The sequence below is a fragment of the Streptomyces sp. NPDC046215 genome (genome assembly GCF_040646215.1).
GTDB classification, from domain to species: domain Bacteria; phylum Actinomycetota; class Actinomycetes; order Streptomycetales; family Streptomycetaceae; genus Streptomyces; species Streptomyces stramineus.
This window is the reverse complement of the sequence record NZ_JBEYZW010000044.1, coordinates 17,071-39,655: the sequence shown is the minus strand read 5'-3', so window position 1 is coordinate 39,655 and position 22,585 is coordinate 17,071. Positions and strand designations below refer to the sequence as shown.

The window sequence follows — 22,585 nt, the reverse complement described above, 5'->3', positions numbered from 1 at the left end:
CGGGCCAGGTCGTCTTGCCGCCGCGGAACACCCCAATTCTCCGCGGCGCACCCACGAAGAGGCCCCCGCCGTCGTCCACGACGCCCGGGGCCTCTTCGTGTATCCGGGCCCGGCCCGCGCCCGGCTCAGCGGTCGGCGACCCGGATCTCGAACCAGGTCGTCTTGCCGCGCGCCAGCAGGTCGACCCCCCAGCGGTCCGAGAGCTTGTCCACGAGGAACAGCCCGCGTCCGCTCGTGTCGAGCTCGTGCACGGGCATCAGGCAGGGCAGCCCCCGCGAGGGGTCGCGGATCTCTATCCGCAGCCAGCCGCGCCGCCGCCGCATCCGCAGCCCGAAGGAGCGCGCCCCGGTGTGCCGCACGGCATTGCCCACCAGCTCCGAGACCAGCAGCACGGCGTGCTCGGTCAATTGGGCGGAGAGCCCCCACTGGCGCAGCACCACCGACTGGGTGAGCCGGCGCGCGGCGACGGCGGACTCCGGACGGGAGGGAAACCTGACCTCCTCGACCGTCGGGTCGCCGTAGAGATCCAGCGCCTTGAGCGTCAGTTCGTCCTCAACGGTCGGCGTCCACCGCACGGCAGCCGTACTGCCCTGCTGTCGCGGCTGCTCCGTTCCTCCCAGGCCCGCCATGCCCCCCATGATGGCCCGCCGTAAAGACGCCGTGTGCTGGAACGGGGGGATTCGATGGAGCGGAACACCGGCCGCCGGGCGGGCCCGACGACATATGCCATAGGCAGACAATTGGCCGGTAGACCAGGACTGACCTGCGGGTCCGCCCGCCGGGGAGTGATCGCCCACCGCAGGGCACAAGGTCATCCGGAGGGACGGGCACACCCCGGAGAATTCCCCCGCACGGGGCAACCGCCCCCGTGCGCCCACCCGGACCGCCCCGGCCCACCGGCCGTTTCGGCGTCAACCACCCGGAGCCCGGACGAACTTGGCCCGGCCCGGTCCGTCCTCGACGAAACTGCGCATGCCGATCTCCCGGTCCTCGGTGGCGAACAGGCCCGCGAACCAGTTCCGTTCGATGGCCAGCCCGGTGTCGATGTCGGTCTCCAGGCCGGTGTCCACCGCCTCCTTGGCGGCCCGGAGCGCGAGCGCGGGGCCCGCGGCGAGTTTCGCCGCCCACGCGTGCGCCTGCTCGTACACCTCCGCCGCGGGCACCACCCGGTCGACGAGGCCGAGGGACAGCGCCTCGTCGGCCTTGACCTGACGTCCGGTGAAAATGAGGTCCTTGGCCTTGGACGGGCCGACGAGCCGGGCCAGCCGCTGGGTGCCGCCCGCGCCCGGGATCAGGCCGAGCAGGATCTCGGGCTGGCCGAGCTTGGCGTTCTCGGCGGCGATGCGGAAGTCGGCGCAGAGCGCGAGCTCGCAGCCGCCGCCCAGGGCGTAGCCGGTGACGGCGGCGACGACCGGCTTGGGGATCCGGGCGACGGCGGTGAAGGAGTCCTGGAGGCCGCGGGAGCGGGCCACCATCGCGGCGTGGTCCATCTCCCGCATCTCCTTGATGTCCGCGCCGGCCGCGAACACCTTCTCCCCGCCCCACAGCACCACGGCCCGTACGTCGTCCCGGCGGCTCGTCTCCTCCGCGAGCTCGCGGATCCGGTCCTGGGTGGCGATGTCGAGCGCGTTCATCGGCGGACGGTCCAGGCGGAGGGTCGCGACGCCCTCGGTGACCTCGAGATGCACAGTCATGACAGAAGGTTAGTGCCGCACGACGGCCGGCGGCCCGGTGCACTTGGTCACAGTGCACCGGGCCGCGGCGGCGAAGGGAGGGGCCTGACGTGCTCAGCCGGTCTTGGCGGGCTTGCCCCACTGGTCCCAGGGCATGTTCCAGCCGTTGAGGCCGTTCTCCGGCGCGATCGTCTTGTCGTCGGAGTTCTTGACGATCACGACGTCGCCGACGAGCGAGTTCTTGTAGAACCAGGCCGCCGGGGTGTTCGGGTCACCGCCGCCGCGCTGGTCCTCCAGGCCCACGCACCCGTGACTGGCGTTCTCCGAGCCGAAGGTGGAGGAACCGGACCAGTAGTTGCCGTGCAGGAAGGTGCCGGAGTTGGACAGGCGCATGGCGTGCGGCACGTCCGGGATGTCGTACTCGCCCTTGCCGTCGCTCTTGGTGAAGCCGACGGTGGCGCCGTTCATGCGCGTCACGTCGTGCTTCTCGCTGATGACCATCTGGCCGTTGTACGTGGGGTTGGCCGGGGCGCCGGCGGAGATCGGGATGGTCCGCACGACCTTGCCGTCCCGCTCGACCGTCATCTGGTGGGACTTGGCGTCGACCGTGCTGATCTGGCTGCGGCCGACCGTGAACTTCAGGGTCTTCGTCTGCGTGCCGTACACGCCCTCGCGGCCCTCGACGCCGTTGAGGTTGAGCTGGACGGTCACCTTGGTGCCGGCCGCCCAGTACTTCTCGGGCCGCAGGTCGAGGCGGTCGTTGCCGAACCAGTGGGCCTTGACGGGCACGGCGGGCTCGGCGGTCACCTTCACGGCCCGCTCGACGGCCTTGGGGTTGTCGATGCCGCGGCTGAAAGTGAGCGAGACGGGCATCCCGACGCCGACGGTGCTGCCGTCCTCCGGCGTGAAGTAGCCAACGAAAGTGTTCTGCGGAGTGAGCGTGGTGAAGGATGCGTGCTTGGCCGACGGGCGGCCTTCCCCGTCCTTGGCCAGGGCGTCCACCGTGTACTTGGTGGAGGCACCGAGGTGGGCGGTCGGCTCCCAGACCGTACCGCCCTCGGTTATCCGCCCGTCGATCGTCGCGCCCTTGCCGTCGGCCACCTTCACCGAGCTCAGGGTGCCCTTCTCCGCGCGGACCTTCAGCGCGCCGCTCGTCTCGACGTCCTTCGACCCGTCGCCCGGAGCGATCGTCACGACGGCCTGCGAGGGGCCGTCAGGGACCTTCTTGGCGCTCTTCCCGCCGTCTCCGTCATCGCCGCCGCACGCGGTCACCAGCACCAACAGCGTTCCGAGCGCGAGCGCGGACAGGCCCCTGCGGCCCGCGCGCCCTCTCGATATCGGCTGCACGTTCAAAACGGTCGTCTCCCCTCGCACGGCCCGCGGCCACGCGGCGCCCCCTGAGCGCGACAGTGCGCGCGTTGGCGATAGATAACCACACGTCCCGGACAGCGCATCCACGGGGAATGTCACCGTTCGGTCCCGAATGGGAACGGTGGTACGAGCCGTGTGAGTGAGGTACGGCCGGTGGCCGAATTGAAGCATCATATTCAGGCCACCGATGACCACCCCCCGTCAGGGCGGGGCCCGGACGGCTCGTCCGATCACCTGTGTGAGCGGGGCCATGGATCTGGGCAGAAAGGGGAGAAGGCGCAACCGCCGACGCCCGGCACGGGAAGCCGGACGTCCGGCGCACCGGACGAGAGCCGCCGGAGGCGAAGACGTGTCGGACGTGTCGAGCGCACCCGAGCAAGAGGCGGAGCGGGACGGCGGGGGCCCGGGCGCCCCCGCGCCGCCGCGCCCCGCCCCCCGCCTCAACGGGCACCGGGCCACGGCCCCGGCGGCGGGCCCGCCCGTGCGGCCGGGCAGCCCGGAGCCGCTCGGCGCCCGCTTCCGGGCCGGCCCCGACGGCGTCGCCGGGACGAACTTCGCCCTGTGGGCCGGCGGCGCCGAGGCCGTCGAGCTGTGCCTCTTCGACGACGCCGCCGCCGACGACGCCGGCGCCGACGGCCGGGAGACCGAGACCCGCCACCTCCTGACCGAGTCGACCCACGAGATATGGCACGGGTTCCTGCCGGGGGTGGCACCGGGGCAGCGCTACGGCTACCGCGTCCACGGCCGCTGGGACCCCTGGACCGGCGCCCGCTGGAACCCCGCCAAGCTGCTCCTGGACCCCTACGCCCGGGCGGTCGACGGCGACTTCGCGGGCCCGGGGCGGTGCGGCCCGCTGCCGCCCGAGGTGTACGGCCACGTCCGCGACTGGCCCCAGCAGCACGTCGCCGACACCGTCCGCGACGAGCGCGACTCCGCTCCCCACGTCCCCAAGGGCGTCGTCGTCGCGGACGGCGACGACTGGGCCGACGACCGCCGCCCCAAGACCCCCTGGCCCGACTCGGTCATCTACGAACTGCACGTGCGCGGCTTCACCATGCGCCACCCCGGCATCCCGCCCCGGCTGCGCGGCACCTATGCCGGGCTCGCCCACCCCGCCGCCCTGGACCACCTCGTCCGCCTCGGCGTGACGGCCGTCGAACTGCTGCCGGTGCATCAGTTCGCCCACGAGGACCACCTGCTGAGGCGCGGCATGCGCAACTACTGGGGCTACAACTCCATCGGCTACTTCGCCCCGCACGCCGCCTACGCGGCCACCGGCACCCGCGGCCGCCAGGTGGGGGAGTTCAAACGGATGGTGCGGGCCCTGCACGCGGCCGGCATCGAGGTCATCCTCGACGTCGTCTACAACCACACGGCCGAGGGCGGCGAGCTGGGGCCCACCCTCTCCCTGCGCGGCATCGACAACCGCCGCTACTACCGGCTGCAAGGGGACGCCCGCCGGTACGCCGACTACACCGGGTGCGGCAACACCCTGCACGTCGTCCAGCCGAACGTCCTGCGGCTGATCACCGACTCACTGCGCTACTGGGTCACGGAGATGGGCGTCGACGGCTTCCGCTTCGACCTGGCCGCCGCGCTGGCCCGGTCCATGCACGACGTGGACATGCTCTCCCCCTTCCTCGCCGTCATCGCCCAGGACCCGGTCCTGCGCCGCGTCAAGCTCATCGCCGAACCCTGGGACGTGGGCTCGGGCGGCTACCAGGTGGGCGCCTTCCCCCCGCTGTGGACCGAGTGGAACGACCGCTACCGCGACGCGGTCCGCGACTTCTGGCGCGGCGCCCTCCCGGACGTCCGCGACCTCGGCTACCGCCTCTCCGGCTCCAGCGACCTCTACGCCTGGGGCGGCCGCCGCCCCTACGCCTCCGTCAACTTCGTCACCGCACACGACGGTTTCACCCTGCGCGACCTGGTCAGCTACGAGCACAAGCGCAACGAGGCCAACGGCGAGGGCAACCGCGACGGCACGGGCGACAACCGCTCCTGGAACTGCGGCACCGAGGGCGAGAGCGAGGATCCGGCCGTCCTGGCCCTGCGCAGGCGGCAGTTGCGCAACCTCCTGACCACCCTGCTGCTGTCCACCGGCGTCCCCATGCTCGTCGCCGGCGACGAGATGGGCCGCACCCAGCACGGCAACAACAACGCCTACTGCCAGGACAACGAGACCAGCTGGATCGACTGGTCCCTGCTGGAGGACCCCGGCTGGCGCGCCCTGGCCGACCTCGCCGGCCGGCTCCTCGCGCTGCGCCGCGCCCACCCCGTGCTGCGCAGCCGCGCCTTCTTCTCCGGCCGCCCGCAGGGCACGGACGGGCTGCGGGACCTCGCCTGGTTCACCCCGGACGGGACGGAGATGACCCAGGACGACTGGTACGCCCCGACGGCCACCCTCGGCATGTACCTCTCCGGGCACGACCTCCCCCAGCGCGACCCCGCGGGCGGCCCCGTCACCGACGACAGCTTCCTCGCCGTCCTGCACGCGGGCCCCGGCCCCGTGCGCTTCACCCTGCCCGGCCCGCCGTGGGCCGGGGCCTACGAACTCCTCGTGAACACCGCCCTGGAGCAGCAGTCCCGCGCCCCCGGCGGCGTCCGGCCCGCGGGCGCCCCGGTGGCGGTCCGGGCCCGCTCGGTCCTCCTCTTCCGCGCGCTGCCGACACCGGTCCGGCAGGGTCCGCGGGACGTCCCCGTGGCGCGGTCAGGAACCTCCGGGCGAACCGGAATAAGGGGTGCTGGAAGCTCGATATCGGCGCAATAGGGCTCCTTCGTAACGTCGGTCCGTCCCGGCCCGCCCGCCGGGCCGACGAATGTTGCGATGGAGGACCTCAGTTCATGCGAAAAGTACTGACGGCCGCGGCCGTGACGGCCGGTGCCCTGCTGATGACGACCGCCGGGACGGCGTCGGCGCTGGACCCGTGGGAGGCGTCCGTCCCGGGCGCCTCGGCCAAGGGCGGGTGGACCGGGCTGGGCAAGGACAAATACGGTAACGACTCCTACCGCGCCGACGGCAAGCTGACCGTCACCGACCCCGAAGCCTGCTACCACGTCCAGGGCCGGGGAACGTCGTTCATCGCCAAGCCCCGCCCCTTCATCTTCAAGGGCACGTCCTCGGCACGGCAGTGCGGCCCGGGGACGATCGACGTCACGTCGACCGTCATGTCGGGCTGGGACCTCAGCGTGAAGATCTGCACCGACCTGGACAACTGCGACTACGGGGCGTTCACCCAGCTCACCGTGCCGGCCGGGGTGCGCACCGGCGTCAGCGCCGTCAGCGCCGGCCGTGACTTCAGCGTGGCGCTGAAGAACGGCAAGGTCACGGCCTGGGGCGTGAAGGCCGAGGGCCGGACGTCGGTCCCGGCCGAGGCGGCCTCCGGGGTCACCGCGATCGACGCCGGGGAGAGCCACGCGCTGGCGGTCAGGGACGGCAAGGTCCTCGCCTGGGGCGCCAAGGCCGACGGGCGGACCACGGTGCCCGCCGACGCCAAGTCCGGCGTCACCGCCGTCGCGGCCGGCGGCCGGCACAGCCTGGCGCTCAAGGGCGGCAAGGTGATCGCCTGGGGCCAGGACGGCAAGGGCAAGGCCACCGTGCCCGCCGAGGCGAAGTCGGGCGTCACGGCGATCGCCGCCGCGGGCGGGGTCAGCGCGGCCCTCAAGGGCGGCAAGGTCCTCATCTGGGGGGACGCCCCCGACGTGATGCTGGACCTGCCCGCCGAGGTCGCGGCGGGCGGGGTCAGCGCGATCGCCCTCTCCAGCGGCCATGTGATGGCGCTCAAGGGCGGGAAGGTCTACTCCTGGGGCTTCGGGGGCGACCACCTGAACCTGCCGGCCGCCACCGAGTCGGGCGTCACGGAGATCTCCACCTCCGGCCAGTGCAGCTACGCCCTCAAGAACGGCGAGGTGACGGGCTGGGGCGAGAACGAGCGCGGCCTGTGCGACGCCCCGGCCGCCAAGTCCGGCGTCACCGGTCTGGACGCGGGAGCCGAGCACAACCTGGTCCTCAAGGACGGCCGGGTCTTCGTCTGGGGCCACCTGAACCCGTGACGGACCCCGGGGCGGCGCGCGGCGCCGCCCCGGCCGGTCAGCACTCGATGACGTTGACCGCGAGCCCGCCGCGGGCCGTCTCCTTGTACTTGACCTTCATGTCCGCGCCCGTCTCCTTCATGGTCTTGATGACCTTGTCGAGGGAGACGTGGTGCCGGCCGTCGCCGCGCAGGGCCATGCGGGCGGCGGTGACGGCCTTGGCGGCGGCCATGCCGTTGCGCTCGATGCAGGGGATCTGGACCAGACCGCCCACCGGGTCGCAGGTCAGGCCCAGGTTGTGCTCCATGCCGATCTCGGCCGCGTTCTCGACCTGTTCCGGGGAGCCGCCGAGGACCTCGGCGAGGCCGCCGGAGGCCATCGAGCAGGCCGAGCCGACCTCGCCCTGACAGCCGACCTCGGCGCCGGAGATGGAGGCGTTCTCCTTGAAGAGCATGCCGATCGCGCCCGCCGCGAGGAGGAAGCGGACGATGCCGTCCTCGTCCGCGCCGGGGACGAAGTTCATGTAGTAGTGCAGCACGGCCGGGATGATGCCCGCGGCGCCGTTGGTCGGGGCCGTCACGACGCGGCCGCCCGCGGCGTTCTCCTCGTTGACCGCCATGGCGTAGACCGTGATCCACTCCATCGCGCGGGCCTGCGCGTCGCCCTCGGCGCGCAGCTGGCGGGAGGTGCCGGCGGCGCGGCGGCGGACCTTCAGGCCGCCGGGGAGGATGCCCTCGCGGGACATGCCGCGCGAGACGCACGCCTGCATGACGCGCCAGATCTCCAGCAGGCCCTCGCGGATCTCCGTCTCCGTGCGCCACGCCTTCTCGTTCTCCAGCATCAGCGCGGAGATCGACAGGCCCGTCTCGCGGGAGAGGCGCAGCAGCTCGTCACCGGTGCGGAAGGGGTACTTAAGGACAGTGTCGTCCAGGACGATCCGGTCCTCGCCGACCGCGTCCTCGTCGACGACGAAGCCGCCGCCGACCGAGTAGTACGTCTTCTCCAGCAGGGGCGCCCCGGCCTCGTCGTAGGCGAAGAGGGTCATGCCGTTCGCGTGGTACGGCAGGGCGCGGCGGCGGTGCAGGATCAGCTGGGTGGGCTCGTCGAAGTCGATCTCGTGGTCCGAGCCGATCTCCGCGCCGAGCAGCCGGAGCCGCTTCGTGGCGCGGATGCGCTCCACCTCGTCGTCGGCGGTCTCCACGTCGACGGTGCGCGGGGAGTACCCCTCCAGGCCCAGGAGGACGGCCTTGGGGGTGCCGTGGCCGTGGCCGGTGGCACCGAGGGAGCCGAAGAGCTCGGCGCGTACGGACGTGGTGTGCGCCAGCAGCCCCTCGTTCTTCAGGCGGCGCGTGAACATCAGCGCCGCCCGCATCGGGCCGACCGTATGGGAGCTGGACGGGCCTATGCCGATCGAGAAGAGATCGAATACGGAGATGGCCACGGTGGCGGACTCCCTTGTCTGCTCATGGGGGGCGGGGTGCTGGTGGAGGCGGGGGAAAACGCCCCTGCCCATTGAGCGTAACCCGTCGCCCGCAAACCTCCGCGGCCACAGCGAGGTGAGCGTCCCGTGAACCCTCTGTTTCAGATTACGAAGGGATCACATCACCTGGGAATCCGAGCCGGCGAGGCCCTTGAACGCCTGGTCGAACACCTCCCGGGCCCGCTGGAGCACCGCCCGGCGCCAGGTGTCGTCCTCGGGGGCGAAGGCCGCCCGGATCAGGTCCTTGGCCGGGTCCCGCACGGCCGCGGCCGGCGGGCGGCTCAGATGGAGCCAGTTGTCGGCGCAGAGGGCGAGCAGCACCTCCGGGCCCGGCAGGGTGCCGAATTCCAGGGTGATCGCCGTGAGCTCCTCGTGGCCGCGCAGGCCGCTCGCGACCGCGGTCGCGGTGTTGCCGACGATCGGGGTGGAGGAGGAGGTGCCCGCCTCGGACGCCGTCAGGGCGGGCCCGTACCAGGCCCGGGCCCGGTCGTGCGCGCCCGCGTCCCGCCCGCCGCGGAAGATCGGCTCGCCGAGGGCGCGCTCGCCGAGCCCCGTGTGCAGGTCGATGTAGGCGATGTGCGGCACACCGGCGATCCGCTCGGCGACGACGCGGCGCAGCGTCCGGTGCGAGAAGGCGGGGGCGAGCCCGCCGTAGAAGAGGCCGTCGGGGTGGCGGTACTGGCCGCGGGTGACGGCCTCCTGGAAGACCGCGGGGCCGAGCCGGTCGCGGAGGGCGAGGGCCCGGGCGGCGGTCTCCCGCGCCGGGAAGCTTCCGCCGCCCCGCTGGACGAGGGCGGGGTGCACCTGGTCGTAGGCGTCGTTGTGCGGCGGGTCGCGGTGGTCGACGAAGTTGCGGTTGACGTCGACGTTGTCCTCGTTGACCCGGCGCAGGTAGGCGAAGCCGTAGGGGTTGAGGGCGTGCACGAGCAGGACGCCCGTGTCCCGGCCCCCCTCCCGTGCCCGCCCCTCCTCCAGCAGCACCCGGGTCTGGCACGCGGAGCCGCAGAAGCCCTCGATGCCGTGCGTGCCCGAGACCGTGACCAGCAGCTTCGCCGGGGCCGTGGGGCCGAGGTAGGCGGTGTCGGCGTACAGCGGGCCGCCGTCGGGGCCGCGGTGGCCCGGCAGCCGGAAGGCGCGCAGGGCCGCGCCGGCCGCTTCGGCGGCGGCCAGGAAGTCCGCCCGCGCGTGTGCGTAGTCCGCCGGCCAGGAGGGGCTGGGCATGGGCCGCCTTTCAGGAGGGGTGCGGGGGCGGGGGGATCCCCAGGGCCGCCAGGACGGCGCGGCGCCCGGCCGCCGTCGGGGCGTGCAGGACGCACAGCATCCGGTCGCCGGGTGCCAGGTGCGCGGCGAAGTAGGCGTTGACCGCCTCCGCCGAGCTCGTCGGCCGCTGCCGGTAGAGGTCCACCGGGCGCCCGATGCCGGGCAGGACGCCGCGCCCGGCGTCGAAGGGGTGCCCGGGGGCGAGCGCCTCGGCCACCTCGGCGGCCAGGGCCCGGGCGGCGGGGGCCGGGGCCCCGGCGGGGTCCGGGTACATGCTGATCTCCGGGTGTGCGCTGAAGGCGTGCATGGCGCAGTACGCCACCGGGTTGTACGTCTTGAGCGCGATCACCTCGGGGAAGGGGCCGCCGTCGGCCAGCAGCCGGGTGAAGTGCGCGGTCCAGCTGTGACCGAAGATCGCGCCGTGCCGGTAGGCGTCGCCGACGAACTGCGTCATCACGTGCAGCGCGGTCCGGCCCGAGGGCAGCTTCGCCCACCGGGACGTGAGCAGGGAGACCACCGCGTCCCGCTCCCGGTCGACGCCGAGCACGACGTACTCGGCCTCGGTGAGCATGTCCCGGCGCTCGGCGAACAGCTCCCGGGCCCGCAGGTCGGGCATGGCCTCCACCAGCCCGTCCACGATCCAGCGCTCGGTGGCGGGGTCCAGCTCACGGCCCGGGGGCAGGGCCCGCACCTCCACGGGCCCGGCTTCCCGGCGGGTTCGGCTCGCCATCGCCCGGGCTCAGGCGTCGGTGGCGGTCGGCAGGGGGATCTGCTCGTCCTTCGCGCCGAGCACCGTGCGCTGGTGCAGCTCCACGAAGTAGAGCTTCCACAGCCAGAAGATGTGGTGCAGGTGCCGCTCGACGGCCCGCTCGTCCTCCTCGGTGGTGATCAGGGAGGTCAGCACCCGCCAGACGAAGTCGTCGTGGTCGTCGTCGAGGTCGGTGTTGACGTGGGCGCGGGCGCCCTTGACCTCGTCCCGGCCGAGGACCTTCTCCAGGTTGTCCAGCCACTCGGGCTGGGTCCGGGTGGTGGTGTACTCCACGAAGTACACGCTGGTGATCAGGGCCAGCGGGCTGTCCTCGAACTCCATGCCGTACTGGAGGTAGCCGGTGAGGAGCTTGGTGGCGAGCAGCGGCTCGGTGGAGTAGATCTCCTCCTTGGTCACCCCGACCTTCGCGAGGTCGGCGGCGAAGAGCCGGTCGTGCAGCATCTCGTCGTCGGTGTAGTGCGCCCACGCCTTGGCCTGGACGGGGTCCACCTTGGTGAAGTACTTGATGGCCAGCGCGTCGATGGTGCGCTTGCGGCGCAGGCGCAGGATGGTCTCGATGTTGTGCCGCTTGTAGTAGTCGAGGTTGATCTCGGCGGCGTTGCGCTGGTGCTGGGCGTAGGGAACGGTCTGGTAGAAGTCCTTGATGAACGCGTCGAGGAGCGCGTCGATGCGCTCCCGCAGCTCGGGCCGCGGCTTGGTCGCCATGGGTGTTCCCTTCTCGGTACGGACTCGGTGCGGACCGGGTGCCGGCGGTCCGGGGGCCGGTGGTGAGGTCAGTGGCAGCCGCAGCCCGCGCCGGCGACCCGCTGCATCCGGCCGCGCCGCACCGCCTTGCGGGCGCCCAGGAGCGCGGTGCCGTCCGAGGCCAGTAGCGAGCTGCGCGGCATCAGGAAGGCGAGGGCGAACCGGGTGGCGGGGGTGACGCCCAGCCCCAGGTTCACCACCCCGTGGCCGGCGCCGTACACCTCGTTGGGGCCGCAGTTCGCCGGGATGATCTCCGTGTCGGTGTTGATGCCGAAGCCCAGCTCCCAGACGGTGCGGTAGAGCGGTTCGGCGGCCAGCAGATCGTCCAGGGCCCGCGCGGCGGGGGCGGCCGCCGCCTGCCCGGGGGCGACGCCGGTGATCAGCCCGCCGGCCACGTCCAGCCGCACCGGCAGGTTCACCAGGGGGGCGAGCGCCTCGAACAGCCGCTGCTGGCCGGGTGCGTCCTTCGGGTCGGCGCCCCGGTGCACAACAGGCCACCCGCGCAGGGTCAGGGTGCCGGTGAGACCGCCGAGCCGGGCGTCGGCGGAGAAGGCGGTGATCTCCGCGGCGGTCACGCTCAGCTTCCCCGGCGGGAAGATCTGCTGCTCGCCGTCGCCGAGGACCCCGGCCTGCTGGTTCCACACACAGTCCGGCGCCGCGAGGTCGAACTCCGCCTCCGTGCCGGTCTCGTCGTCGGTGATCAGCAGCCGTTCGGTGTCCGCGGCCCGGTCGAAGAACTCCTCGGCCAGGGCCTCCTGCCGGGCGATGCCGGTGCGCGCCGCGGTCTTGAGGAAGTAGCGGACGTGCCCGGCGGTCAGCGGCGTGGAGCCCGCCGGCAGCACCACCAGCCTGCGGTCGCCTAGCTCCTCGGGGCCGGGCGAGGCGAGGAACCGCCCCGGGCAGGCCACCAGCACATGGGCGCCCGGCGGCACGTGCTGCGCCAGGAGCGCCCCGAGGCTCACCGCGGGCGGCAGCGTCAGGTGCAGGACCCGGTCGTAGGCCCCGGGCCGGCAGTGGATCGTCCGGTGGCCGGCCTCGTCGGTGATCAGGCAGAACGTCCCGGACGGATCGCCGAACTGGCCGAAGTCGCTTGCGGTGATTTCCAGCGGTGGCACGAGCGGACTCCCTAGAGAATGCCCGGCGAACCCGCGGCGCGGGGGTTCCTCCGGAGCCGGTCTTCCGGCCCCCGTGGCGAGGCCCGGGCCCCGCCACGGGTCGGTGCTCAGCCGAGCAGCGTGCCCAGGTAGTTGCGGTTCTTCTGAACCTTGATCTTCCTCATGACTGTCACCTCCTGTCGCTTTCCGTCAGCGGCCGGTGTTGTGCGCACCCCGGACCGCGCGGCGAGCGGGTGACGCATCGCCGGCGGTCACTCGCCGGCGACGACTCGCTCCGCGGTGGGGTGGTCCAGGTGCCCGATGAGGGCCGGCCCGTTGCTGCTCAGGACCCGGGTGTCGGGCGAGATGATGTCGAGGTGGTACTGGGTGAAGGGGGTGAGCCCCAGCCCGTAGTGCAGACACCCCTCGGTGCCGCCGTACACCTCGTTCATGGCGTGGTTGCCCGGCAGGATGTCGAGCGCGGTGTTCAGGGCGTGGCCGATCTCCCACACGATGCGGTAGCGGGAGTCCACGGCGAACATCTGCTCCAGCATCTCCAGCGCCGGGGCGGCCCCCGGGTCGAGCGCGGTGAGGCGGGTGATGCGCCCGTCCTCGACCGTCGCCTTGACGGCGTTGTCGCGCAGCGCCCACAGCCGGGAGTGGATCCGGGCCTGGTCGGTGCGGGAGAACGACGGCGTGCCGCTGTGCAGGATCGGGTAGCCGCGCAGTGTGATCTCGCCCTCCAGGGGCAGCTTCAGGTCCTCCTGGAACTCGCGGATCTCGATGGGCAGCACGCTGATCTCACCGGACGGGACGATCTGCTGGTCGCCCCAGTCCAGCGGCCCCGCCTGCTGGTTCCAGACCAGGTCCTCCCGCAGGTGGTCCAGGACCGCGCGGGTGCCGTGCCGGGGGTCGACGTACTCCAGGTGGCCGGCCTCCTCCGCGATCTCGAAGAACGTGTCGGAGAACGCGGCCTGTTCGGCGGCCGAGGTGCGCTCCATCACCGACAGGAAGTGCCGGATCTCCGCGAGGGTGGTGGGCGTGGAATTGCACGCCATTCCCATGATCTTGCGCCGGCCCACCAGTTCGGGGTCGGGCGAGGCGAAGAACCGGTGGGGTGAGACGACGAGGAGGTGCGCCGGTTCGGGAACGGTCTTCTCCAGCAGGTCCTCGAAACGGTCGCCCGCCGTGAAGGGAACGGTCAGGTAGCGGTCGTAGGAGCCGTCCTCGACGATCTCGAACGCGTCGGCCAGCTCGGGGTTGGTGATCAGGCAGAACGTGCTCCCGGTGGCCGCACCGAACTGGCTGAGCCTTCCCGGATCGATGGACACGCGTGGGCTCATGACAACTCCGTCCTGCGCCTGCTTCGGCGGGCCGCCGCTGTGCCCACCACCTTGTCGGAGCGGGCCGCCGGGCAGCCATAGGCCGATGGTCCCGCCCGGGCCGGTGGCAGTAATTCGCGGTCGCCGGTCACTTCCGCCACTGTCCGCCGCCGCGGAGGTGACCGCAGAGTGGCGCCATGGGGATCAGCGGGAAGCGATACGCGGTGGTGGTCGACGGCTACCACATCAGGGACGGGGACAACCGGGGGTTCGCCAGCGCGTTCAGGGCGCGCGGCATCACCCCGGTCACCGTCATGAGCACACCGGAGCCACTGGAGAAATTCATCAGGAAATCGACGTGGTACCCGGACGACTTCGAAGCCGTCCATTTCCACGACGGTGATTTCGCCGCGCTGCTCGCCCTGGTCGAGAGCTACGACCCGGTCGGCATCGTCGCGGGCAACGAGAGGGGCGTCGAGCTCACCGCGCAGCTCGTGGAGCGCCTCATGCCGCGCTTCGCCAACGTGCCGGGCAGCGCCGCCGCCCAGCGGCACAAGGGCGCCATGGCGGCGGCGCTGGAGCGGGCCGGGGTGCCGGGCCCCCGGACGCTGTCCACCGCCGACCCCGGGGAGGCCGAGGCGTGGATCGCCCGCAGCGGACTGGCCGGCCGACCGCTGATCATCAAGCCGCCGCACAGCGCCGGCACCGACAACGTCCACCTCGTCCCGCCCGGCGGCGACTGGCGGACCCCCTTCCACCACATCCTCGGCCTGGTCAACGGATTCCTGCTGCGCAACGAGACCGTCATCGTGCAGGAGTTCCTCGAAGGTCCCGAGTACATCGTCGACCTGTACTCGGTGGACGGCCGGCACGGACTCGTCGACACCTGCGTGTACGCCAAGCACGACCGCGGCCCGCGCATCGGCATCTACGACGTCGCCGATTTCCTGCCACCGGACCACCCCGACGTGGCGGTGCTCGCCGCCTACACGATGCGCGCGGCCGACGCCGTCGGCATCCGCAACGGCTCCACCCACGCCGAAGTGATCATGACGGCGGAGGGGCCGCGCCTCGTCGAGCTCGCCGCCCGCTACTCGGGCAGCTGCATGATGCTCTCCGGCTCGCTGGCCACCGGTGACAACCAGATCGAACGGACCGTGCGGCACCTGCTCGACGGGGAGTTCACACCGGGCTTCCGCCTGGTGCGGGAGGTGCGCACACTGTGGCTGTGCGCCGACTTCGCCGGCCCGGTACGGCACATGGAGATCCTGCGCCGGATCGCCGAGCTGCCGACCGTCCGGAACCTGTCCGTTCCGCCCGAAGGCAAAGAGGTCCCGATGACCAACGACGTCACCACCAGCCTCGGCTGGGTCATCCAGAGCGCCGCGGACTGGGCGAGCATCGAGAAGGACAGCGCGCGCATACGCGAGCTGGAACGCGTCTGGAACGAGGCCCAGGGCGCGGGCGCCGAGGGGCCCGCCTGACATGACGAGCGTCCCCCATCTGCTGCTGGTCTGCCCCCGCACCGACATCCTGGGCAAGCTGCTCGGGCTGCCGGTCGCCCTCACCGTCGTCCACCGGCCCGGCGGCGACCGCGAACTGGAGGAAGCCACCGCCCTCCGCGTCGTCGACGCCGACTTCCAGGACCCCGACGCCCTGCTCGCCACCGCCCGGGAGGTACACGCCCGGCGCCCGCTGGACGCGGTGCTCGGCATGACCGAACTCTCCCTGTACCCGGTGAGCGTCGTCGCCGACGTCCTGGGCGTCCGCGGCAACGGCGCGGCCACCGTCGCCCTGGCGCAGAACAAGGCGGCCATGCGCCGCCTGCTGCACGAGCGCGGCGTCAGCAGCACCGCCCACCGGCTCTGCGCCACCGCCGGCGACGCCGCGGAGTTCCTCCGGGACCACCCCGGCGGCATCGTCCTCAAACCCGTCGACGGCAACGGCGGCACCGGCGTCCACCTCGTGCGCGACGCCGGCGAACTCGCCGCCGCCTGGGCCTGGACGACGGGCGCGAAGGCGGCCTGGGCCTGGAGCAAGGAGGCCACCGGCGCCCCGCGCGTCCTGGCCGAGGAATACCTGAGCGGGCAGGAGTTCAGCGTCGAGTCCCTCAGCGCCGACGGCCGGCACCGGGCCCTCATGGTCACCCGCAAGTACTCCTCCGGCCCGCCCCACTTCGTCGAGACCGGCCACGACCAGCCCGCGGGCCTGGCCGAGCCCGCGTGCACGGCGGTCACCTCGGCGGCGCTGGACGCGCTCGACGCCATCGGCTACCGGTGGGGGCCCGCCCACACCGAGGTCATGCTCTCCGCGGACGGCGCACGGGCCACCGTCGTCGAGATCAACGCCCGCCAGGGCGGCGACCAGCTCTGGGAACTCACCCAGCACACCACCGGCACCGACCTCCTCCTGTGGTCGGTGCTGGCCCTCGCCCACGCCGCACCGCCCCCCGGGTCCGCGCCGCTCGCCGGCGGCGCCGCCATCCGCTACCTGCGCCCCGCGCCCGGCCGGGTGACCGCCGTCGAGGGGGTGGACGAGGCACTCGCCGTCGACGGCGTGATCCGGGTGGGCGAGCTGTGCCGGCCCGGGCAGACGGTCGCCCCCCTCGGCGACTCCTGGAACCGCACCGGCTACGTCGTCGCCACCGGCCCCGACGCCAAGGCCGCCGGGGCCGCCGCGGAGGCCGCGGCCGCCCGCATCGCCATCCGCACCGAGCCGGAGGCTCAGTGAAGGCCGCCGCGTTCACCGAGGGCAAGGGGCCCGCCTACGTCGTCATCCTCGGGCGGTTCATGACGAACATCGGGTTCTTCATGGTCATCCCGTTCCTCGCGGTCTACCTGACCCGGCACGCGGGAATGAGCAGTCTGCAAACCGGGCTCCTCTTCGCGGCCATGGAGTTCACCCGGCGCGGCCTCGGCATCCCGGCCGGCTGGGCCAGCGACCGCTTCGGAGCGTCCCGCGTGCTCGTCCTCGGCCTGCTGATCGAGGTCGTCGCCTACGCCGTGTTCGCCGTCGCCGGGGAGAGCTTCGGGCTGTGGCTGGGCGCGGTCTGCCTCATGGGCATCGGCGGCTCCCTCAACAACAACGGCTCCCGCTCCGTGCTGGCCTCGGCGAAGACCGGCGGCGCCGTCGTCAATCTCAGCCGCTACTACGTGTCGATCAACGGGGCCGCGCTCATCGGCCCCCTGATCGGCACCGCCCTGCTCGCCGGCGGCGCCGTCCGGGCCGGGTTCGTGGTGGCGTCCGTGCTGCACCTGCTGTTCGCCGCCGTCTCGGCGGTGCTGCTGCGCGGCATGCACGGCTCCCACCCCGCGCCCATCGGACCCGCCGCGATGGCCGAGGCGCTGCGCGACCGCCACCTGATGCTCTTCTGCGCGCTCGCCGTAGGCGGGTGGTTCCTCATCACCCAGTACCGCATCGCGCTGCCCCTGACGATCGTCCACCAGCAGTTCTCCTCCGACCTCATCGGGCTGCTGACCGCGGGCAACTCCGCCCTCGTCATCGTCGTCGTGATGCTGATCGGCAAGCGTGTCGAGCGGCGCGGCACCGTCGGCCGGCTCGACGTCTTCGCCCTCTCCACGGCCGTGCTCGGCGGCGGCTGGCTGCTGTGCGCCGTCGAGGGCGTGGGGCCGCTCGTCGCCGCCGTCATCGTCACCTCCGTCGGCGAGTCCCTCTTCTGCGGCGTCGTCGACGCCGTCGTCGCCGGGCTCGCCGCGCCGGGCCGGATCGGCCTCTACCTCGGCTACTCGACGATGGCGTGGGGCGTCGGCGGGATGCTCGGCGGCCTCGTCGGCAGCGGCTTCGACCTGGCCGCCGACCACGGGGGGCTGCTGTTCTTCTGGCTCGTCCTCGCAGCGATCGGCCTCGCGTCCGCCGCGGGGACGCGTGCGGCGCGCGGGTACCTTGCGGATGCCGTTGGGCGTGTTTGAACCCCGTTTAGCGGCTGCATAGTTCGTCGGCCGCAGGCCGTCTGTGCCGCCTGCGGCGGCGAGCGCCCTGCGGGCGCGTCCTCAAGCGCCGGACGGGCTGCTCAGGCGCGTCAGCCCGTCCGGAATGCAATGAACAGCTATCCGCAATCCGCGGCACCCCGAAATGCCGAGGTGACGCCAATGCCGGAGGCATTCGGCAAGGAAATGACAACCGCCGGACAGGGCGGTCGGATTCCGGTCCGCATCGCCCCGCAAGGGGCGCCCGCGGCGGGTAAGCGAAATGTCTCATACCTGCTCCGAACGAGAGTGCCGATCCGGCCTAGATCAAACAACTCGGCCTCGCCCGGGCGTCGTTGCTCCCGGCTACGGCACCGATCACACCCCGCCGACCGGCCGAGATCCCCGGCGCGCAGTCCCGTCGAAAGTATTGACCGAAAGGCGGGATAGGGCCAAAGTCCCTGTCGCAGCCCTGGGCCCACAGCCCCATGCGGCGGAGCAAAAGCTGTGGTTAGTATCACGTCCTGGTGTTCCGCAGGGAGCCGAGGAGGGCCGAAAGTGGACCTGGCTACGGGGGCGAACGGCGGCACGGCGGAAGGGGAGACCCTCATTACGTGGCAGGCGCCGCCACTGAAGTTCGGAATGGGCGCCACCCGGGAGATCGCCTATGAACTCGCAAGGGCCGGGATGCGCTCGGTCCTCCTGGTGACCGACCCGACGCTCGCGGCACTCGGACTGCCCGCCCGCGTCGCCAAGAGCATCGAACAGGACGGCATCGCGGTGACCGTCTTCGACCGGGCCCACGTCGAACCCACCGACGCGAGCTGCGCGGAGGCCGCCCGCGAGCTCGCCCACCTCGACGTCGACGGCTACCTCGGCCTGGGCGGCGGCAGCGCGATCGACACCGCCAAAATGATCAACCTGCTGCACAGCCACCCCGGCCGGGACGTCCGCGACTACCTCAACAAGCCGATCGGCGGCGGCATGGCCGTCCCCGGGCCCCTCAAACCCCTGATCGCCGTCCCGACGACCGCGGGCAGCGGCAGCGAGTGCACCGCCATGGTCGCCCTCGGCGTCACCGGGCTGGGCGTGAAGACCGGCATCAGCGACACCCGGCTGCGCCCGGCCCTCGCCCTGGTCGACCCGCTCAACACCGTGACCCTGCCCCCCGCCGTCACCGCCGCCTCCGGCTACGACGTGCTCACCCACGCCTGCGAGTCCTACACCGCCCGCCCCTACGACCGCCGCCCCGCCTACCGCACCCCCGGGGAACGGCCCCTGTACATCGGGGCCAACCCCATCAGCGACATCTGGGCGGAAGAGGCGCTCCGGCTCGTCGGCCGCTACCTGCGGCGCGCCGTCCTCAACCCCCACGACCTGGAGGCCAGGGCCGGGATGAGCCGGGCCGCGACCTTCGCGGGCCTCGGCTTCGGCAACGCCGGCACCCACATCCCGCACGCCTGCGCCTACCCGATCGCGGGCCTCGTCCGTGACTACCGGCCGCCCGGCTACGAGGTCGGCCACGCGATGGTGCCGCACGGCAGCGCGGTGGTCTCCACCGCGGCCGCCGCCTTCGCCTTCACCTATCCCACCGCGCCCGAACGGCACCTGAGGGCGGCCGAGCTGCTCGGCGCGAACCTCGCCGGCGTCACCGCCGCGAACGGCGCCGACGCCCTGCCCGCCGCCCTGACGGCCCTCGTCGCGGACACCGGGGGGCCCACCGGCCCCGCGGAGTTCGGCTTCACCCGGCGAGACCTGCCCGCGCTCGTCGAGGGCGCGCTCAAGCAGCAAAGGCTGCTGGTGTGCTGCCCGCGCGATGTCGCCGACCACGACCTGCGGAGGATCCTGGCCGCTTCACTGGCCGGCTGACCTCCGGTGCGACCCCCTTCACCGAGGATCCTGGAGTCCCCGTGAACGCAGCGGACCTGCCGCAGTACACAGCCGTCATCGCGGGGAAGCACGTACCTGCGGCCGACTGGATCGACGTCCTCGACCCCGCGCACGGCCGGCCCTTCGCCCGCGTCGCCCGGTGCTCCGCCGACGCGGTCGACGAGGCCGTGGCCGCCGCCCGGCACACCTACGAGCACACCTGGGGCGACACCGCTCCCGACGAGCGGGCCAGGATCTGCCACCGCGTCGCCGCCGCGCTGCGTGCCTCGGCCACGGCCCTCGCCGAGGCCGAGACGCGGGACACGGGCAAGCCGATCGGCCAGGCCCGCACCGACGCCGAGGTCGCCGCCCGCTACTTCGAGTTCTACGGCGGCGCCCTGGAGGCGCTCACCGGCGAGACCCTCCTCAGCCGGCCCGACCTGCTGGCCTTCACCCTCCGCGAGCCCTACGGCGTGTGCGGGCACATCATCCCGTGGAACTACCCGCTGCAGATCGCCGCCCGCACCGTCGCCCCCGCCCTCGCCGCCGGCAACACCTGCGTCCTCAAACCGGCCGAGGACGCCTGCCTCACCCCCCTCCTGCTGGCCGACATCGCCCTGGACGCGGGGCTGCCGCCCGGTGCGCTCAACGTCGTACCCGGCTACGGGGAGGAAGCAGGTGCCGCCCTCGCGGCCCACCCCGGCGTGGACCACCTCGCCTTCACCGGCTCCCGGGCGATCGGCCAGTCCGTGATGGCCGCGGCGGCCCGCACCATCGTCCCCGTCACCCTCGAACTCGGCGGGAAATCACCCCACATCGTGCTCCCCGACCACGACCCCGGCCTCGCCGTGCCGCTCATCGTCGCCTCGATCACCGAACACGCCGGTCAGAACTGCTCGGCGGGCAGCCGGCTCCTCGTCCACGCCTCGGTCCACGACGCCCTGCTCGCGGCCCTGACCACCGCGTTCCGCGCCCTGCGCATCGGCCCCGGCCGCTCGGACCCGGACCTCGGCCCCCTGATCTCCGCCCGCCAGCGCGACCGCGTCCTGCGGTACGTGGCCCGGGGCGCCCGGGACTGCGCGGTGGTCACCGGCGGCGGTGTGCCCCACGTGCCCGGCCACGAGGGCGGCTTCTACGTCGAGCCCACGATCCTGGCCGGGGTGCCGGCGGACCACCCGGTCTTCACCGAGGAGATCTTCGGCCCCGTCCTCGCCGTCACGGCCTTCGAGACCGAGGCCGAGGCCGTCCGCCTCGCCGAGGCCACCGACTACGGCCTCGCGGCGGGCATCTGGACCCGGGACGGGGCCACGGCCCACCGGCTGGCCCGCCGGCTGCGGGTCGGCCAGGTCTTCGTGAACAACTACAGCGCGGCCGGCGGGGTGGAGCTGCCCTTCGCCGGTGCCAAGCGCTCGGGCATCGGCGTGGAAAAGGGCCTTGAGGCGCTGCGCGAATATACCCGCTGCAAAACGGTCGTGTTCGATACCCGACCGCGGGGACCGTTATCTTCCAGTGCTAAGGAGAGTGCAGGGTGAAGCCTGTAGGAGGGGAGCGAAGTGCCCACGTATCCGATCAGCGGATCTGCGGTGTGTGCGGCGGCCGGGCGGCCTCGGTGGACGCGCTGGTCGACGCCCTGGACGAAATGCATGTCGCGCTCCGCGCGGCACAGAAATCCCTCGCGGACTTCTTCATAGAACTCGGCGAGAGCCAGAGCCCGCCCCTGGGGGACCCGCCGGGCTGCCGGGACGCCACGGTCCGCAAGGCCCTGTCGCAGCTGACCCCCCGGGAATGCGAGGTCCTGGGCCTGGTCGCCCAGGGCAAGTCGAACCGCCAGGTGGCCAACTCTCTCGATATATCCGAGAAGACCGTGAAGAATCATCTGTCCGCGATCTTTTCCAAAGTGGGGGCCTCGGACCGGACGCAGGCCGTGGTGTTCGGGATACGCGGCGGCCTCGTCCCGCTCGGCGGGGCCGCGTGAGCCACGGTGCCAGTGTGCCGGAACGCGGCGCCGGCGGACAGTGGACGGACTGTCGGCCGACCACGAATCCCTGCCACATTGGGCGACATGCTGAAGAACGTGGCCGCAGTGCTGCTCGACAACGTGCACCCCTTTGAACTCGGGGTCGTCTGCGAAGTGTTCGGCATCGACCGGCGGTCCGAGGGGCTGCCCGCCTACGACTTCGCGCTCGTCGCGGCGGAGTCCTTCTCCGTGCGCGCCGTCCCCGGCTTCACCATCAGCACCCCCTACGGTCTCGACCGGCTGGAGGACGCCGACCTCATAGCCGTGCCGGTGGGGGACGACTTCCACACCCGCGACTTCCCGCCGGAACTCCTCGAAGCCCTGCGCCGGGCGGTGTTCCGCGGCGCCCGGGTGCTCAGCGTCTGCGTCGGCGCGTTCGTCCTCGGCGCCGCCGGGCTCCTGGACGGCCGCCGCTGCACCACCCACTGGCGCTACGCGGCGGCGCTCGCCGAGCGCTACCCCAAGGCCCTCGTGGAGCCCGGGGTCCTCTACGTGGACGAGGACCCCCTGATCACCTCCGCCGGCACCTCCGCCGGCATCGACGCCTGCCTGCACCTGGTCCGCAAGCTCCAGGGCAGCGAGGTCGCCAACGCCATCGCCCGCCGGATGGTGGTGCCCCCGCACCGCGAGGGCGGTCAGGCACAGTACATCGAGCGCCCCGTGCCCGAGTGCCGCGAGGACGGCGTGCGGGAGGTGCTCGCCTGGATGGAGCTCCACCTCGACCAGGACCTGAGCGTGGAACAGCTGGCCGGCCAGGCGTGCATGTCGCCGCGCACCTTCGCCCGCCGCTTCCGCCAGGAGACCGGCACCACCCCCTACCGCTGGCTGCTCGGCCAGCGCGTGCTCTTCGCCCAGCGGCTGCTGGAGCGGACGGACGACACGGTGGAGGCCGTCGCGGCCCGCACCGGATTCCCCAACGCGGCCGCCCTGCGCCACCAGTTCGTCCGCTCGCTCGGCACCACCCCGCACACCTACCGGCGGATGTTCCGGGGGCCCGCACGCCTGTGAGCCCCCACGTCCGGAGTCGA

At 72.6% G+C, this 22,585-nt stretch carries 18 protein-coding genes; 9 read left to right on the top strand and 9 right to left on the bottom strand.

Features of this window, described 5'->3' with window-relative positions; translation table 11 throughout:
- Positions 1–125: 125 nt before the first annotated feature.
- The 3 genes from ABZ951_RS20050 to ABZ951_RS20040 all read right to left on the bottom strand — a co-directional run bounded on the left by ABZ951_RS20050 (position 126) and on the right by ABZ951_RS20040 (position 3,026).
- A complete protein-coding gene (locus tag ABZ951_RS20050) occupies positions 126–629 on the bottom strand; it encodes an ATP-binding protein (protein ID WP_344093486.1) in 504 nt (167 codons plus the stop codon).
- Between the two features lie 282 nt (positions 630–911).
- Positions 912–1,694, bottom strand: coding sequence for an enoyl-CoA hydratase-related protein (locus tag ABZ951_RS20045; RefSeq protein ID WP_344093484.1), 783 nt, complete (start codon positions 1,692–1,694; stop codon positions 912–914).
- A 93-nt stretch (positions 1,695–1,787) separates the two neighbouring features.
- Positions 1,788–3,026 (bottom strand): Ig-like domain-containing protein, encoded by a 1,239-nt coding sequence (locus tag ABZ951_RS20040; RefSeq protein WP_344093482.1) that lies wholly within the window; start codon positions 3,024–3,026, stop codon positions 1,788–1,790.
- A gap of 499 nt (positions 3,027–3,525) precedes the next feature.
- On the opposite strand from ABZ951_RS20040, the gene glgX reads away from it, so the two are divergent.
- Both glgX and ABZ951_RS20030 read left to right on the top strand, forming a co-directional pair.
- Positions 3,526–5,814 (top strand): glycogen debranching protein GlgX, encoded by a 2,289-nt coding sequence (gene glgX, locus ABZ951_RS20035; RefSeq protein ID WP_344093508.1) that lies wholly within the window; start codon positions 3,526–3,528, stop codon positions 5,812–5,814.
- Positions 5,815–5,888: 74 nt separating this feature from the next.
- Positions 5,889–7,097: a hypothetical protein gene (locus ABZ951_RS20030; protein ID WP_344093480.1), complete on the top strand. Its 1,209-nt coding sequence runs from the start codon at positions 5,889–5,891 to the stop codon at positions 7,095–7,097.
- Positions 7,098–7,134: 37 nt separating this feature from the next.
- Here the strand turns inward: ABZ951_RS20030 and ABZ951_RS20025 are convergent, their stop codons facing one another.
- From ABZ951_RS20025 to ABZ951_RS20000, 6 genes are all read right to left on the bottom strand, one after another.
- Entirely contained in the window at positions 7,135–8,517 is a 1,383-nt protein-coding gene (locus ABZ951_RS20025) for an L-serine ammonia-lyase (protein WP_344093478.1), read from the bottom strand.
- A gap of 156 nt (positions 8,518–8,673) precedes the next feature.
- Entirely contained in the window at positions 8,674–9,777 is a 1,104-nt protein-coding gene (locus tag ABZ951_RS20020) for a M14 family metallopeptidase (RefSeq protein ID WP_344093476.1), read from the bottom strand.
- A 10-nt stretch (positions 9,778–9,787) separates the two neighbouring features.
- On the bottom strand, positions 9,788–10,546 hold the full coding sequence (locus tag ABZ951_RS20015; RefSeq protein WP_344093474.1) for a hypothetical protein: 759 nt from the start codon (positions 10,544–10,546) through the stop codon (positions 9,788–9,790).
- A 9-nt stretch (positions 10,547–10,555) separates the two neighbouring features.
- A complete protein-coding gene (locus ABZ951_RS20010; RefSeq protein ID WP_344093472.1) occupies positions 10,556–11,290 on the bottom strand; it encodes a hypothetical protein in 735 nt (244 codons plus the stop codon).
- Positions 11,291–11,358: 68 nt separating this feature from the next.
- Positions 11,359–12,444, bottom strand: a complete 1,086-nt coding sequence (locus ABZ951_RS20005) for a hypothetical protein (RefSeq protein ID WP_344093470.1) — start codon at positions 12,442–12,444, stop codon at positions 11,359–11,361.
- 251 nt (positions 12,445–12,695) lie between these two features.
- On the bottom strand, positions 12,696–13,766 hold the full coding sequence (locus ABZ951_RS20000) for a hypothetical protein (RefSeq protein ID WP_344093468.1): 1,071 nt from the start codon (positions 13,764–13,766) through the stop codon (positions 12,696–12,698).
- 176 nt (positions 13,767–13,942) lie between these two features.
- On the opposite strand from ABZ951_RS20000, the gene ABZ951_RS19995 reads away from it, so the two are divergent.
- The 7 genes from ABZ951_RS19995 (at position 13,943) to ABZ951_RS19965 (ending at position 22,565) form a co-directional block, all read left to right on the top strand.
- Positions 13,943–15,229 carry an ATP-grasp domain-containing protein gene (locus ABZ951_RS19995; RefSeq protein WP_344093466.1) on the top strand — a complete coding sequence of 429 codons (1,287 nt, stop codon included), beginning with the start codon at positions 13,943–13,945 and terminating at the stop codon, positions 15,227–15,229.
- A 1-nt stretch (position 15,230) separates the two neighbouring features.
- Positions 15,231–16,475, top strand: coding sequence for an ATP-grasp domain-containing protein (locus tag ABZ951_RS19990; protein WP_344093464.1), 1,245 nt, complete (start codon positions 15,231–15,233; stop codon positions 16,473–16,475).
- A complete protein-coding gene (locus ABZ951_RS19985; RefSeq protein ID WP_344093461.1) occupies positions 16,472–17,674 on the top strand; it encodes an MFS transporter in 1,203 nt (400 codons plus the stop codon). Before ABZ951_RS19990 ends, ABZ951_RS19985 begins: the two co-directional genes overlap by 4 nt.
- Before the next feature lie 555 nt (positions 17,675–18,229).
- Entirely contained in the window at positions 18,230–19,540 is a 1,311-nt protein-coding gene (locus ABZ951_RS19980) for a hydroxyacid-oxoacid transhydrogenase (RefSeq protein WP_344093459.1), read from the top strand.
- A 41-nt stretch (positions 19,541–19,581) separates the two neighbouring features.
- The gene (locus ABZ951_RS19975) at positions 19,582–21,072 is read left to right on the top strand and encodes an aldehyde dehydrogenase family protein (RefSeq protein ID WP_344093457.1); all 1,491 of its coding nucleotides are present in this window, start codon (positions 19,582–19,584) and stop codon (positions 21,070–21,072) included.
- Positions 21,069–21,515 carry a response regulator transcription factor gene (locus tag ABZ951_RS19970; RefSeq protein ID WP_344093454.1) on the top strand — a complete coding sequence of 149 codons (447 nt, stop codon included), beginning with the start codon at positions 21,069–21,071 and terminating at the stop codon, positions 21,513–21,515. The genes ABZ951_RS19975 and ABZ951_RS19970 overlap by 4 nt, the downstream gene beginning before the upstream one ends.
- Before the next feature lie 87 nt (positions 21,516–21,602).
- Positions 21,603–22,565 (top strand): helix-turn-helix domain-containing protein, encoded by a 963-nt coding sequence (locus ABZ951_RS19965; protein ID WP_344093451.1) that lies wholly within the window; start codon positions 21,603–21,605, stop codon positions 22,563–22,565.
- The last annotated feature ends 20 nt before the right edge of the window (positions 22,566–22,585 follow it).